This is a genomic window from Streptomyces sp. HUAS CB01, assembly GCF_030406905.1.
Lineage (GTDB): Bacteria > Actinomycetota > Actinomycetes > Streptomycetales > Streptomycetaceae > Streptomyces > Streptomyces chengbuensis.
In genome coordinates this window covers 4,172,854-4,186,152 of record NZ_CP129137.1, presented here as the reverse complement: position 1 = coordinate 4,186,152, position 13,299 = coordinate 4,172,854, and the positions used below count along the sequence as shown (strand labels likewise).

Genomic DNA, 13,299 nt, shown 5'->3' with positions numbered 1-13,299 from the left:
GACCGACCCCGCACGGCTCCTCCCGGGTGGGCCCCCGCGTGCCGCGTCCGGTGCCCGGCGCGCAGCCCCCCGCCACGCCCGGACCAGGCGGGATTCCGAACGACCTGCGCCTTTGAACGGGCAGTACTCTCCGGCCGTACTGATGAACACGGCCGCCCGCCGGCGGCCGAGCCGTACGACCGGGAGGTCACAGCCGTTGTTCAGCGTCACCGTCCGTGAGCACCTCATGATCGCTCACAGCTTCCACGGCGAGGTCTTCGGGCCCGCGCAGCGTCTGCACGGAGCGACGTACCTCGTGGACGCCACCTTCCGCCGTGCCGAGCTGGACGCCGACAATCTCGTCGTCGACATCGGCCTCGCCACCGCCGAACTGGGTTCCGTGGTCGGGGAGTTCAACTACCGCAATCTCGACGAGGTGCCCGAGTTCGCCGGGACCAACACCTCCACGGAGTTCCTGGCCAAGGTCATCGCCGACCGGCTCGCGGACCGGGTGCACACCGGAGCGCTCGGCGAGGGGGCGCGCGGACTGTCCGGCGTCTCGGTCACGCTGCACGAGTCGCACATCGCGTGGGCGAGTTACGAGCGGGATCTGTGAGAGCGGGCTCCGTGACCACACGCCCCCCGGAGCACGGCGCCGCCGGAGCGCCCGAACGCACCGTCCGGTTCGTCATGCCGGGGGGCGTGGACGATCCGGCCGCACCGAGCGGCGGCAACGTCTACGACCGCAGGGTGTGCCGTGAACTGCCCAGGATCGGCTGGCAGGTCCACGAGCACGCCGTCGCGGGCGGGTGGCCGCGGCCCGGTGCCGGTCCGCGCGCCGAACTGGCCCGGGTGCTCCGCGAGTCGGCCGACGGCAGCCTGGTCCTCCTCGACGGACTCGTCGCGTGCGGGGTCCCCGACGTCGTCGTGCCCGAGGCGGAGCGACTGCGGCTGGCTGTGCTGGTGCATCTGCCGCTGGGCGACGAGACCGGGCTCGCCCCGGCCGTGGCCGCGGAGCTGGACGCCGCGGAACGCACCACGCTGCGGGCGGCGGCGGCGGTCGTGGCGCCCAGCGGGTGGGCGGCGGGACGGCTCGTGGAGCACCACGGTCTCGACCCTCAACGGGTCCATGTCGCCTTCCCCGGTGCGGATGTCGCGCCGCTCGCGCCCGGCACCGCGACCGGCGCGCCCGCCCTCCCGGGACCGGGCGCCGCGCGGGACCGTGGGGGCCCCCGGCTGCTCTGCGTGGCCTCCGTGACCCCGCGCAAGGGGCAGCACCTCCTGGTCGAGGCCCTGGCGTCCGTCGCCGGACTGCCGTGGACGTGCGACCTCGTGGGCGGGACCGGCCACGACCCCGACTATGTCGCCCGGCTCCGGGAACTGATCGCGGAGCACGGACTGGACGGCCGGGTGCGCCTCGCCGGCCCCCGGTCCGGCCCCGAACTGAACGCGAGCTACGCGGCCGCCGACCTGCTGGTACTCGCCTCGCACACCGAGACGTACGGGATGGTCGCCACCGAGGCGCTCGCGCGCGGCATCCCCGTACTGGCGACGGCTGTCGGCGGGCTGCCGGAAGCGGTCGGGCGGGCGCCCGACGGCAGCGTGCCCGGCACGCTCGTGCCGCCGCGGGACCCGGCGGCGCTCGCCGCGGCCCTGCGCCGATGGCTCACCGAGCCCGGCGAGCGGCACCGCTCGAAGACGGCCGCGCGACGGCGGCGCACCGCACTGGCCGGCTGGGAGTCGACCTCCCGGAGCCTGGCCAAGGCGCTGGAACAACTCCGGCAGAATCCCCTGGAGGCCGTGTGAGTACGACCGATGTCACGCGTTACGCGCCGGAGTGGCTGGCGCTGCGGGAGGCCGCCGACGCCGCCGCCCGAGCGCCCGAACTCCTGGAGCCGCTGCGGCTGCGTCTGCCCGGTTCCGGCGCGGCGCCGGCCGACCGGCACGGGCGGATCGCCCCCCTGGTGATCCGGGACCTGGGCTGCGGCACGGGTTCGATGGGCCGCTGGCTGGCGCCCCGGCTCAGCGGCCGCCAGCACTGGATCCTGCACGACCACGACCCCCGGCTGCTCGAACTGGCCGCCACCCGGCTGCCCCGTACGGCCGCGGACGGCAGCCCCGTCACGGTCGCCACGGAGCGCGGTGACGTCTCCCGTCTGACGGCGGAACGGCTCAAGGGCACCTCGCTGGTGACGGCGTCCGCGCTGCTGGACCTGCTCACCCGGGAGGAGCTGGACGGGCTGGTCGCGGCCTGCGCCGGCGCCGGCTGCCCGGTGCTGCTGGCGCTGTCGGTGGTGGGGCGGGTGGACCTCGCCCCGGCGGACCCGATGGACGACGAGATCACCGACGCCTTCAACGCGCATCAGCGCCGTGAGGAGCACGGCCGCCGGCTGCTCGGGCCCGACGCGGTCGCGGCGGCGTCCGTCGCGTTCGCCCGCCGGGGCATGACCGTGCGGGTGCAGACCAGCCCGTGGCGGCTGGGCTCCGCGGCGGGAACCTCCGCGGACGCGGTGCCGGCCTCCGGCGCCGTGGGCGTCGACGGCCACGCGCCGGACGAGCGGCTGTCGCGGCAGCTGACGGCGGAGTGGCTGCGGGGCTGGGTCGGCGCGGCGCGGGACCAGCGGCCGGACCTCGCCTCGCGCGCCGACGCGTATCTGCGGCGGCGTCTGGAGGCGTGCGAGGCAGGCGAGTTGAGCGTCGTCGTCCATCACAGCGATGTGCTGGCACTGCCCGGGCGGACGGGCGGCGCCTCGTGATCAGGGCGGTCCGGGGGCGGCTCGGCATGCTCGCCGGGGCGGCACTGGTCGCGGCGACGCTGTGGTGGCAGGGCACCGGCGCGTTCGTGGACGGGCTGCGCGGTGTCGACGCGCCCACGCTCCTGGCCGCCCTGGGCATCGGCCTGTTCACGACGGTGCTGAGCGCGTGGCGCTGGTGCCTGGTGGCACGGGCGCTGGGCATCCGGCTGGCGCTCGGCCCGGCCGTCGCCGACTACTACCGCTCCCTGTTCCTGAACGCCGCGCTGCCCGGTGGGGTGGCCGGTGACGTGCACCGCGCGGTGCGGCACGGGCGGAGCGAAGGCTCCGTGGGCCGGGGGGTGCGCGCCGTCGTCCTCGAGCGCGTGGCGGGGCAGGCGGTCCTGGTGGCCGTCGGTGCCGTGCTGCTGGTGGCGCATCCGTCACGGCCGCTGGACCGGGCGGGCGGGGTCCTCCGGGAGTTCGTCCTGACACCCGGTGCGGCCGTGGTCCTCGCGGCGTCGGTCTGCCTGGTGGCCGCGGTCGCGGTACGGCGGCGGGGCGGTACGGCCGGCTCGCGGTGGGGCCGCGCGGTCCGCGGCACGCTGGCCGAGGCGCGGGTGGCGTTCCTCGGCCGGCGCCACGGTCCCGGAGTGCTGGTCTCCTCCGTCGCGGTGCTGGCGGGGCATCTCGCGATGTTCCTCCTCGCCGCCCGGGCCGCCGGATCGACGGCCGCCGCGGCCGAGTTGCTGCCCCTGATGGTGCTGGCGCTGCTCGCGATGGCCCTGCCGCTGAACGTGGGGGGCTGGGGCCCCCGGGAAGGTGTCACCGCCTGGGCCTTCGGCGCCGCCGGCCTGGGCAGTGCCCAGGGACTGAGCACTGCCGTGGCCTACGGGCTACTCGCCTTCGCCGCCGCCCTCCCCGGTGCCGCCGTGCTCGCCGTCCAGTGGTTCGCCGGACTGCGTCGCGCGCAGGTCGAGTTCGAAGAGGGTGTCCTCGCCGAGGAAGGCGCGGCGCACGGGCGGCCGGAGCGCGTCCCGCATCACGTCGGGACCGGGGAAGGCGAGGCCCGGCACGCCGTCGCCGATCAGCACCGGCGCGACGGTGACGTACAACCGGTCCAGGGCGCCCTCGTGCAGGAAGCGGGACACGGTCACGCCCCCGCCCTCGACGAGCACCCTGCCGAGTCCCCGGCGCGCCAGCTCGTGCACCAGTCGGCGGGGGGCGAACGCCGCGGTGTCGGGGAGGACCAGTACGTCCACTCCGGTGCCGGCCGTGGCGTCAGCGGCGACCCGTCCGTCCTCGCTGCCGGCACCGACCACCCACAGGGTGGGGGCCGCGCCGTCGGTGAACACCTGCCGTGTCGCAGGGACCCGGCCGTGCGGGTCGAGGACGACGCGCACCGGGTGCGGGCCGGGGCAGGCGCGGACCGTCAGCCGGGGGTCGTCGGCGACGGCGGTCCCGGCGCCGACGACCACCGCGTCGGAGAGCGCGCGCAGCCGGTGCAGGTGTTCGCGGTCCTCGGGGCCGGTGACGTAGTCGGCGTCGCCCTTGCGGGTCGCGATGAATCCGTCGAGGCTCTGACCGAGTTGGGCGAAGGTGAAGCGCGGGCCCGACAGGCAGAGCGGCACGTAGCGCTCGGCGAGGAGGTGCGCCTCGGCGGAGACGTCGTCCGTCCACCTGTACCGCCCGTGCGCGTCGCGGCGCAGCCCGGCGGCCGCGGCGTCCGCCTCGGTCCGTATGCGCAGCAGGCGCTCCCAGGCGCCGGTCGCGTCGAGCACGCCGGCCGGCCGCTCGGTGGGAAGGCCGTTCGCCGGGCTCCCTCCCCGGCTCATCGGGCCCCCTCCCCGGCCGGGGCGGCGGAACGTTCCGCCGCCAGCAGCGAGAAATACGCGTCGAAGGAATCGACGAGAGCGGCCAGCAATTCCTTACCCTTCTCCGCCGAGGCCAGGGAAGGCCGGCCGACCACACCGGTCTCCGTGTAAGGGCGCAGACCGAGGGTGAGCAAATGCTCCCGGTCGTCGGCAAGGAAATCGGAGGTCATATGACCGGGGCGTACGAGTTCGGGATGGTCATGCAGCAGAATCGAAGTCTCCACTTCACCCGCGTGCATATCGCTGTGGGACGGGGTCTCCACACCCGCGCGTTCACGGGCGGCACTCCAGTCGGCCGATCCGGGGAAAAGCGCCATCCGGATGCCGGTGCCGACGGCCTCCTGAACCACATTGCGCAGGACGTAGTTTCCGCCGTGCCCGTTGATCAGCACCAGATTGCGGACGCCGGAGCGCCGGAGCGATTCGGCGATGTCCCGCACCACGGCATGGAGCGTCGTGGCGGAGATGCTGACGGTGCCCGGCCAGGCGGAGTGCTCGTGCGAGCAGGAGAACGTCAGCGGCGGCAGCCGGTGGACCGGGTACGCGGCGGCGACCTCCCGGGCGATCGCACAGGCGATCAACGTGTCGGTGGCCAGGGGGAGATACGGGCCGTGCTGCTCGAAGCTGCCGATCGGCAGGACCGCGACGTCCGCCCGCCCCTCGCCCGCGTCCCGGGTCGTGTCCAAGGGCAACAGGCCCGGTTCCGGCGGCCGTACCTGCGGGTCGGTCATGTTCCCGCCCCTTTCTTTCCGCGCACTTTCTGCGTTCCATGAGATGCGGCCGATCGGAACCGGCTTAATACACCGGTCAGTCGAGATCTCCACACCGAAGACAACTCCCGCCAGAGGCTACCCGATAGGATCCGGCCATGACAGACAGCGATGGCACTCTCCGCATGGACGCTCGCGCCAAGAACACCGAGCGCATGGCAACTGTCCAACTGTCCACCAAATACGGTGTTTTCCGCGCCATCGGCTACCTGGATCGTATTCGCGGTGACGAACAAATCGCGCTGGTATACGGCGACATCACGGGAGAGGACGTTCTCGCCCGGCTGCATTCGGAGTGCCTGACCGGTGACGCGTTCGGCTCACGCCACTGCGAGTGCGGCGACCAGCTGTCCGCGGCACTGCGCGCGATCGTCAGCGAGGGCCGTGGTGTCCTCGTGTACCTCCAGGGTCACGAGGGGCGCGGCATCGGCCTGCTCGCCAAGCTCCAGGCGATGCAGCTCCAGGCGGAGGGCATGGACACCGTCGAGGCGAATCTCGCGCTCGGCCTCCCGGTCGACTCCCGTGACTACGGCGTGGCGGCGGACATGCTGCACGACCTCGGCGTCCGGTCGGTGCGGCTGATGTCGAACAACCCGCTCAAGCGCGACGCGCTGCTGCGGCACGGCATCGAGGTCAGCGAGCAGGTACCGCTGCTGACGCAGCCCCGCGAGGAGAACATCTTCTATCTGCGGGCCAAGCGGGAGCGCATGGGCCATCTGCTCCCCCACCTCGACCGCCCCCCGCTGGACCGCACGGCCGACCAGTCCTGAGCACGGACCGCACGGCGGGCGGCGTCCCGCACCCCGAAAGGCCCCTCACCCAGCGGTGAGGGGCCTTCGTGCGTGGCCCGACCCCGAGGCACCCCTGAGATCTCCCCCCTTCGACCCTGAGATGTGTCAGTTCTCTTTGACAGGTGCCGCGGGGGGTGTCAGCTTTGTCTGACAGGTAGCCCGAGAAGGGGGCGTGATGACCGGAGGAACGGCCCCGCACCCGACCGGGGACGAACTGCTGCGGATCCTCGCGGCGCTCGGCAATCCGCACCGGCTGCGGATCGTCGCGGCGCTCGCCGAGGGCGGCCGCGACTACGTCAGCAGGCTCGCCCGCGAACTGGGCATCGGACGGCCCCTTCTGCACATGCACCTGCAGCGTCTGGAGGCCGCCGGGCTCGTCACGGGCTCGCTGGAGCAGGCGGCGGACGGAAAGGCCGTGAAGTACTTCGAGGTCACCCCGTTCGCCGTCGCCCTTACCCCGGAAGCGGTCGCACGAGCGGCCGCGACGATCACCCAGGAGGAGAAAGAGACCGTGAAGGAGACGGCGAAATGAACTCAACGGACTGGGCCGGAGCGGTCGGTGCCGGCGGTGTCTTCCTCTTCCTGATGGTGGTCGTGTGGCAGGTCGCCGCGACCTGGCGGGCCAGGATGCTCGCCGCCCGCGAGGAGCAGTACAAGCGGCTCGCGGCCAGGTACGCCGAGCTGCTGGAGGACAACGTCGAGCTGCACCGGCGCACGCTGGAGGAGCTGACGCAGGCCCGCACCTCGATCGCCTCGATGGAGAAGATGATGCGCTCCATCGAGTAGCGCGCACCCGCCGACCCGGCGCACCACGGCGATCGGCCCGGTCGCACCACGACGACGGGCCCCGCGCACCACGGCGATCGGCCCGGTCGCACCACGACGACGGGCCCCGCGCACCACGGCGATCGGCCCGGTCACACCACGACGACGGGCCCCGCGCACCACGGCGATCGGCCCGGTCACATCACGACGAACGGCACGGCCGGGAGCTGCAACTCCCGGCCGTGCCCATGGAGCACAACGTCCCAGGCCCACGGCACCCGTGACTCCGCGGCAGGTCGGCAACCTTCACGCCGCGGTGCGGGTCCCGTGCGCCCCGAACTCCACCCCCAGGAGACTACTCATGAACGCGCTGCTCACGCGCGTGGCCACCGCCCCAGGGGGCCGCCGCACGAAATGGCTCGTCCTCGCGGTCTGGCTGCTGCTCGCCGTCGCCCTCGGCCCGCTCGCGGGCAGGCTGGGCGAGGTCGAGGACACCGGCGCCAACGCCTTCCTTCCGCGCGGTGCCGAGTCCGCGCGGGTCAACACGGAGCTGGAGAGGTTCCGTGACGACACGGTCATGCCGGCCGTCGTCGTCTACACCGGTGACGGCGCGCGGGCGAAGGCCGACGCCGACCGGGCCGTCTTCGCCGGCTTCGCGGCCGACGGCGAGCAGGTCGCCCCGCCACTCCCGTCAGACGACGGCGAGGCGCTGATGACCGTGGTCCCGCTCTCCACCGAGGAGGACGGACTGACCGGCACCCTCGACGAGATGCGCCGGATCGCCGGCGAGGGCGCCCCGCCGGGCGTGGAAGCGGCGGTCGGCGGCCCGGCCGGTTCACTGACGGACCAGGTCGCCGTCTTCGACAGCCTCGACTCCACCCTGATGATCGCCACCGCTCTCGTGGTGGCCGTTCTGCTGCTGGTCACCTACCGCAGCCCGGTGCTGTGGCTGTTCCCGCTGCTGGCCGTCGGCTTCGCGGCCGTGCTCACCCAGGTCGGCACGTATCTGCTGGCCCGGTACGCGCACCTGCCCGTCGACCCGCAGAGCGCCGGCGTCCTCATGGTGCTCGTCTTCGGCGTCGGCACGGACTACGCGCTGCTGCTGATCGCCCGCTACCGGGAGGAGCTCCACCGCCACGAGGACCGGCACACGGCGATGGCGGTCGCGCTGCGGCGCTCCGGCCCCGCCGTCCTGGCCTCCGCCGGCACCGTCGCGGTCGGGCTCGCCTGCCTCGCCCTCGCCGACATCAACTCCTCCCGGTCGATGGGACTCGTCGGCGCGGTCGGGGTGGTGTGCGGCTTCCTCGCCATGGTCACGGTCCTGCCGGCGCTGCTGGTGATCGCGGGCCGCTGGGTGTTCTGGCCGTTCGTGCCCCGGTACCGCACCCCCGCCCGCAAGGCGCACACGGTCTGGTCCCGCGTCGGCGCGGCGGTCGCCCGGCACCCCCGCTGGTCCTGGCTGATGGCCGCCGCCGTCACCTGCGTGCTGGCGCTCAGCGCGACCGGGATGAACATGGGCCTGCAGCAGTCCGAGATGTTCCAGGACAAGCCGGAGTCGGTGGTCGCCCAGGAACGGATCTCCGCCCACTACCCGTCGGGCGCCTCCGACCCGGCCAGGATCGTCGTGGCGGCGGATCGGGCCGCCGAGGTCCGGGCCGTCGCGTCCGAGGTGCCGGGCGTCGCCCGGGTGGAGGACGGCGACCGCACTCCGGACGGTGAACTCGCCGCGCTCTCCGTGGTGCTGGAGGACGCCCCCGACAGCGGTGCCGCCAAGGACACCGTCGACCGGCTGCGCGCCGCCGTGCACTCCGCCGACCGGGGCCACGACGGCTCCGTCACCCTGGTCGGCGGGACCACGGCCCAGACCCTGGACACCCAGCGCGCGGCCGCCCGCGACCTGCGCACGGTGATCCCCGCCGTCCTCGCCGTCGTCCTGCTCGTCCTCGTCTGGCTGCTGCGGTCGCTGGTCGGGCCGCTGCTGCTGCTCGGTACGGTCGTGCTCTCCTACTTCGCCGCTCTCGGCGCCTCGAACCTGCTCTTCGAGCACGTCCTCGGGCACGCCGGGGTCGACTGGTCGATCCCGCTGACGGGCTTCGTCTTCCTGGTGGCGCTCGGCATCGACTACAACATCTTCCTCATGCACCGGGTGCGGGAGGAGACCGGGCGCCTCGGGCACGTCCCGGGCGTGCTGGAGGGTCTGACCAGCACCGGAGGCGTCATCACCTCGGCCGGTGCGGTGCTCGCCGCGACCTTCGCGGTCTTCGCGGGACTGCCCCTGGTGACCATGGCCCAGATGGGAGTGCTCGTCGGCATCGGCGTCCTCCTCGACACCCTTCTGGTCCGTACGGTCCTGGTGCCCGCCCTCGCCCTGGACCTCGGGCGCCGGTTCTGGTGGCCGGGCCGTCTCTTCCGGGGCCTCGGCCGGCCGGAGGGCCTGCCCCGGCCGAGCGGGGACCGGGAGCACGCGCCCGCCTGACCGTCATCCGCCGGGCCGGACCGCCGCCCGTCCGGCCCGGTCTCCCGCCCTCTCCCCGCGATCTCCTCGTCGGTCGCGCAGAGCACGGGTCGTTCGTAACCTTATGGGGTACTTTGTCGCTCTGGCGGCCGACAGGCGTGCCCCGGCACCGACGACCGGCGAGTGCGCAGACGAGGATCGAGAACCGACGTGAACATCCCCCGTTCCCCGCGCCGGGCCACGGCACGTGTGACGCTGGCCGCCGCCGTCGTGGTGGCCGTGGGCGCGTGCGGCGGTGCCGACGCCGGCTCCGGGGACGGCGGCGGCGGGCTCTCCGGGACGATCAGAGTGGACGGCTCCAGCACCGTGGCCCCGCTCTCCACGGCGGCCGCCCAGCTCTTCCAGCAGCGCAACCCCGGGGTGCGGATCACGGTCGGCACGTCCGGCACCGGGGGCGGCTTCGAGAAGTTCTGCAACGGCGAGACGGACATCGCCGACGCCTCGCGGCGGATCACCGCCGAGGAACAGGCCCTCTGCGCGGACAAGGGTGTGCGGTACGAGGAGCTCCGGATCGCCAACGACGGCCTGTCCGTCGTGGTGAGCAAGGACAACGACTTCGCCGACTGCCTCTCCGTCGAGCAGCTGAGGAAGATCTGGGAGCCCGGCTCCCGGGTCGACAACTGGAACCAGGTCGACCCGCGCTTCCCGGACGTCGAACTGGAGCTGTTCGGGCCCGGCACCGACTCCGGCACCTTCGACTACTTCACCCAGGCGGTCAACGGCGAGGAGGGCCGGTCCCGCACCGACTACTCGCCGAGCGAGGACGACAACGTCACCGTGCAGGGCGTCTCCGGCTCCCGCGGCGGACTCGGCTACTTCGGACTGTCGTACTACGAGGAGAACAAGGACCGGCTGAAGCTCCTGAGGATCGACGGCGGCAACGGCTGTGTCGCGCCCACCCGGACCACCGTCCAGAACGGCACCTACCGGCCCCTGTCGCGGCCCCTGCTCATCTATCCGAACGCCGCCGCCCTCGACCGGAAGGAGGTCGAGGCGTTCGTCGAGTACTACGTCGAGAACAACGCCGACATCGCCAGGGCCGCCCAGTTCGTCCCGCTCAGCTCCCGCCAGGAGGCGGAGCTGCGGCAGGACCTGACGAGGCTGCGCGAGCAGCACGCGCCATGACCCCGCGGACACTGCGCCGACGCACCGCTCCGGGAACCCCCGGCTTCCTGAAGCGGTCTCAGCCGCGCTGGACCGAGCGGGCCGTCAAGGTCCTGCTCGTGGCCGCCGCACTGGTCTCGGTACTGACCACGGTGGGCATCGTGGTCGCACTGATCCCGCCGGTCGTGGAGTTCTTCGGCAAGGTGGACCTCGGGGAGTTCCTCACCGGTACCGACTGGTCACCGCTGTTCGAACCGCCGCACTTCGGCGTGCTGCCGCTGGTGACGGCCACCCTGGTGGTCACGGTCATCGCGCTGTTCGTGGCCGTTCCGCTGGGTCTCGGCGCGGCCGTGTACCTGAGCGAGTACGCCGGGCCCCGCGTCCGCGGGATCTTCAAGCCCGTGCTGGAGGTGCTCGCCGGCATCCCGACCGTGGTCTACGGCTTCTTCGCGCTCAAGGCCATCACCCCCCTCCTCCAGCGGTTCTGGCCGGGAAACGACCCGCCGGAGGTCTTCAACGCCCTCTCGGCCGGCTTCGTCATGGGCATCATGATCATCCCGACGATCGCGTCGCTGTCCGAGGACTCGATGGCAGCCGTGCCCCGCTCGCTGCGCGACGCCGCCTACGCCCTCGGATCCTCGCGGATGCAGGTCTCCACCCGGGTCGTGTTCCCCGCCGCCCTGTCCGGCGTCGTCGCGGCCGTCGTCCTCGGGGTCTCCCGCGCCATCGGGGAGACGATGATCGTGGCCATCGCGGCCGGCGGCCGCCCGAACCTCACCTTCAACCCGCTCGAGGGCATGCAGACGATGACGGCGTTCATCGCCGCGGCCGGCATCGGCGACCTGCCCACGGGGTCCACGGGCTACCAGACGATCTTCGCCGTGGGCCTGCTGCTCTTCGCCATCACGCTGGTGATGAACCTGATCAGCATCCGCCTGGTGCGCCGCTACCGGGAGGTGTACGAATGATCCCCACCGCGGTCACCTCCGACCCGCCCGACGTCCCCCGGCTGAAGGGCCGGGGCACTCCGCTGCGCGAGCGGTTCTTCCGGCTCAGCCTGTGGGCCTCGCTGGCCATCGGCGTGGTCTTCCTGGTCGGTCTGCTCACCTACGTGGTCGTCGAGGGATGGCCCCGGCTGAACGCGAAGCTGTGGACCAACTTCCCGGACATCATCGACCCGTCGAACGCCGGCGCCCAGTCGGCGATCACCGGAACGATCTGGGTCATCTCCTTCACCGCCCTGTACTGCCTGCCGACCGGTGTGCTCACGGCGATCTATCTGGAGGAGTACGCCGACCGCGGCCGGTGGTGGAACCGGGCGATCGAGATCAACATCCAGAACCTGGCGGCCGTTCCCTCCATCGTCTACGGCATCCTCGGGCTCGGGATCATCTCGCGCGGGCTGGGTTTCGGCCAGACCGTGCTCACTGCCGCGCTCACCCTGTCCCTGCTGGTGCTGCCCATCGTGATCATCTCGTCCAGGGAGGCCATCCGGGCGGTGCCCCAGTCCATCCGGCAGGCCTCCCTCTCGCTGGGCGCCACCCAGTGGCAGACCATCTGGCGCCAGGTGCTGCCCGCCGCCGTGCCCGGCATGGCGACCGGCGCGATCCTCGCGCTGTCCCGCGCCATCGGGGAGGCCGCGCCACTGCTGCTGCTCGGCGGGCTGACGTTCATCACGTTCAACCCGACCGGTGTGAACAGCCAGTTCACGGTGCTGCCGATCCAGATCTTCAACTGGATCAGTCAGTCCCGCGCCGAGTTCACCGCGCTCGCGTCCGCCGCGATCGTCGTCCTGCTGGTGATCCTGCTGGTCATGAACTCGCTGGCGATCTGGCTGCGCAACCACTTCACCCGCCGCTGGTGACCGCCGTGCCATCGAAGACCCTGTGTGAGGAAGCCCCATGACCACCCCTCCCGGTCACGGACCCGGCGGCACCAGGCCGCCGCAGCCGGCCCACCGCGACCCCCTGCGGCCGTCCGAAACGGTCTTCGAGGTCGGCGGTCTGTCCGTGTTCTACGGCGGCCACGAGGCCGTGCGCGACGTCAATATGAACATCGGAGCCCGCCAGATCACGGCGATGATCGGCCCCTCGGGCTGCGGCAAGTCCACCGTGCTGCGCTGCTTCAACCGGATGAACGACCTGCTGCCGGACGCCCGCGTCGTCGGCAAGATCCGCTACCACAACGAGGACCTCTACAGCCGCGAGGTCGACCCCATCGAGGTCCGCCGCCGCATCGGCATGGTCTTCCAGAAGCCCAACCCGTTCCCGAAGTCCATCTACGACAACATCGCGTACGGCCCCCGGGTGGGCGGCTTCAAGGGGAACCTGGACGACCTCGTCGAGGAGACCCTGACCCACGCGGCCCTGTGGGACGAGGTCAAGGACAAGCTCAGGGCCTCGGCGCTGACGCTCTCGGGAGGACAGCAGCAGCGGCTGTGCATCGCGCGGACGATCGCGGTCGAACCGGAGGTGATCCTCATGGACGAGCCGTGCTCCTCGCTGGACCCGATCGCCACGGCGAAGATCGAGGACCTGATGGAGCACCTGGCCCAGGAGTTCACCATCATCGTCGTCACGCACAACATGCAGCAGGCCGCGCGGGTGTCGGAGCGGACCGCGTTCTTCAGCTCGCAGACCGACCGCGACGGAGTGCGCCACGGCCGGCTGATCGAGTTCGACGAGACGGGCACGCTCTTCAGCAACCCTTCCGACCAGCGCACCGAGGACTACATCTCCGGCCGCTTCGGCTGACCACCGCCGAGCCGCC

Annotated in this window: 13 protein-coding genes and 1 pseudogene; 12 read left to right on the top strand and 2 right to left on the bottom strand. The window is 72.5% G+C overall.

Features of this window, described 5'->3' with window-relative positions; all coding sequences use genetic code 11:
- The first annotated feature begins 196 nt into the window (after window positions 1-196).
- The 4 genes and pseudogenes from QRN89_RS18575 to QRN89_RS18560 all read left to right on the top strand — a co-directional run.
- On the top strand, window positions 197-595 hold the full coding sequence (locus tag QRN89_RS18575) for a 6-pyruvoyl trahydropterin synthase family protein (RefSeq protein WP_290350542.1): 399 nt from the start codon (window positions 197-199) through the stop codon (window positions 593-595).
- Window positions 592-1,785, top strand: coding sequence for a glycosyltransferase family 4 protein (locus QRN89_RS18570; RefSeq protein WP_390701210.1), 1,194 nt, complete (start codon window positions 592-594; stop codon window positions 1,783-1,785). The genes QRN89_RS18575 and QRN89_RS18570 overlap by 4 nt, the downstream gene beginning before the upstream one ends.
- Window positions 1,782-2,735, top strand: a complete 954-nt coding sequence (locus tag QRN89_RS18565; RefSeq protein ID WP_290350541.1) for a methyltransferase domain-containing protein — start codon at window positions 1,782-1,784, stop codon at window positions 2,733-2,735. Before QRN89_RS18570 ends, QRN89_RS18565 begins: the two co-directional genes overlap by 4 nt.
- Window positions 2,736-2,761: 26 nt before the next feature.
- Window positions 2,762-3,718, top strand: a pseudogene (locus QRN89_RS18560) (lysylphosphatidylglycerol synthase transmembrane domain-containing protein); the annotation flags it as partial.
- Here the strand turns inward: QRN89_RS18560 and QRN89_RS18555 are convergent.
- Complete coding sequence (locus QRN89_RS18555; RefSeq protein WP_290350540.1) at window positions 3,608-4,546, bottom strand: RibD family protein; 939 nt, start codon at window positions 4,544-4,546, stop codon at window positions 3,608-3,610. The pseudogene QRN89_RS18560 and the gene QRN89_RS18555 sit on opposite strands and share 111 nt — an antisense overlap.
- On the bottom strand, window positions 4,543-5,316 hold the full coding sequence (locus QRN89_RS18550) for a creatininase family protein (protein WP_290353764.1): 774 nt from the start codon (window positions 5,314-5,316) through the stop codon (window positions 4,543-4,545). The genes QRN89_RS18555 and QRN89_RS18550 overlap by 4 nt, the downstream gene beginning before the upstream one ends.
- Window positions 5,317-5,453: 137 nt before the next feature.
- Between QRN89_RS18550 and ribA the strand changes: the two genes are divergently transcribed.
- The 8 genes from ribA (at window position 5,454) to pstB (ending at window position 13,283) form a co-directional block, all read left to right on the top strand.
- On the top strand, window positions 5,454-6,125 hold the full coding sequence (ribA, locus tag QRN89_RS18545; RefSeq protein WP_290350539.1) for a GTP cyclohydrolase II: 672 nt from the start codon (window positions 5,454-5,456) through the stop codon (window positions 6,123-6,125).
- A gap of 196 nt (window positions 6,126-6,321) precedes the next feature.
- On the top strand, window positions 6,322-6,678 hold the full coding sequence (locus QRN89_RS18540; RefSeq protein WP_290350538.1) for an ArsR/SmtB family transcription factor: 357 nt from the start codon (window positions 6,322-6,324) through the stop codon (window positions 6,676-6,678).
- Window positions 6,675-6,932, top strand: a complete 258-nt coding sequence (locus tag QRN89_RS18535; RefSeq protein ID WP_290350537.1) for a hypothetical protein — start codon at window positions 6,675-6,677, stop codon at window positions 6,930-6,932. Before QRN89_RS18540 ends, QRN89_RS18535 begins: the two co-directional genes overlap by 4 nt.
- 340 nt (window positions 6,933-7,272) lie before the next feature.
- The gene (locus QRN89_RS18530; RefSeq protein ID WP_290350536.1) at window positions 7,273-9,387 is read left to right on the top strand and encodes an MMPL family transporter; all 2,115 of its coding nucleotides are present in this window, start codon (window positions 7,273-7,275) and stop codon (window positions 9,385-9,387) included.
- A 189-nt stretch (window positions 9,388-9,576) separates the two neighbouring features.
- Window positions 9,577-10,551, top strand: a complete 975-nt coding sequence (locus tag QRN89_RS18525) for a PstS family phosphate ABC transporter substrate-binding protein (protein WP_290350535.1) — start codon at window positions 9,577-9,579, stop codon at window positions 10,549-10,551.
- Window positions 10,548-11,498, top strand: coding sequence for a phosphate ABC transporter permease subunit PstC (gene pstC / locus QRN89_RS18520; protein ID WP_290350534.1), 951 nt, complete (start codon window positions 10,548-10,550; stop codon window positions 11,496-11,498). Before QRN89_RS18525 ends, pstC begins: the two co-directional genes overlap by 4 nt.
- Window positions 11,495-12,394: a phosphate ABC transporter permease PstA gene (pstA, locus tag QRN89_RS18515; RefSeq protein ID WP_290350533.1), complete on the top strand. Its 900-nt coding sequence runs from the start codon at window positions 11,495-11,497 to the stop codon at window positions 12,392-12,394. The genes pstC and pstA overlap by 4 nt, the downstream gene beginning before the upstream one ends.
- A 37-nt stretch (window positions 12,395-12,431) precedes the next feature.
- Window positions 12,432-13,283 (top strand): phosphate ABC transporter ATP-binding protein PstB, encoded by an 852-nt coding sequence (gene pstB, locus QRN89_RS18510; protein ID WP_290350532.1) that lies wholly within the window; start codon window positions 12,432-12,434, stop codon window positions 13,281-13,283.
- Window positions 13,284-13,299: the final 16 nt, after the last annotated feature.

Excerpts from the sequence above, each read along its gene's own strand:
- pstA (WP_290350533.1), top strand. The coding sequence starts at position 11,495 with ATGATCCCCACCGCGGTCACCTCCGACCCGCCCGACGTCCCCCGGCTG.
- pstB (WP_290350532.1), top strand. The coding sequence starts at position 12,432 with ATGACCACCCCTCCCGGTCACGGACCCGGCGGCACCAGGCCGCCGCAG.
- pstC (WP_290350534.1), top strand. The coding sequence starts at position 10,548 with ATGACCCCGCGGACACTGCGCCGACGCACCGCTCCGGGAACCCCCGGC.
- QRN89_RS18550 (WP_290353764.1), bottom strand. The coding sequence starts at position 5,316 with ATGACCGACCCGCAGGTACGGCCGCCGGAACCGGGCCTGTTGCCCTTG.
- QRN89_RS18530 (WP_290350536.1), top strand. The coding sequence starts at position 7,273 with ATGAACGCGCTGCTCACGCGCGTGGCCACCGCCCCAGGGGGCCGCCGC.
- QRN89_RS18555 (WP_290350540.1), bottom strand. The coding sequence starts at position 4,546 with ATGAGCCGGGGAGGGAGCCCGGCGAACGGCCTTCCCACCGAGCGGCCG.
- QRN89_RS18535 (WP_290350537.1), top strand. The coding sequence starts at position 6,675 with ATGAACTCAACGGACTGGGCCGGAGCGGTCGGTGCCGGCGGTGTCTTC.
- ribA (WP_290350539.1), top strand. The coding sequence starts at position 5,454 with ATGACAGACAGCGATGGCACTCTCCGCATGGACGCTCGCGCCAAGAAC.
- QRN89_RS18540 (WP_290350538.1), top strand. The coding sequence starts at position 6,322 with ATGACCGGAGGAACGGCCCCGCACCCGACCGGGGACGAACTGCTGCGG.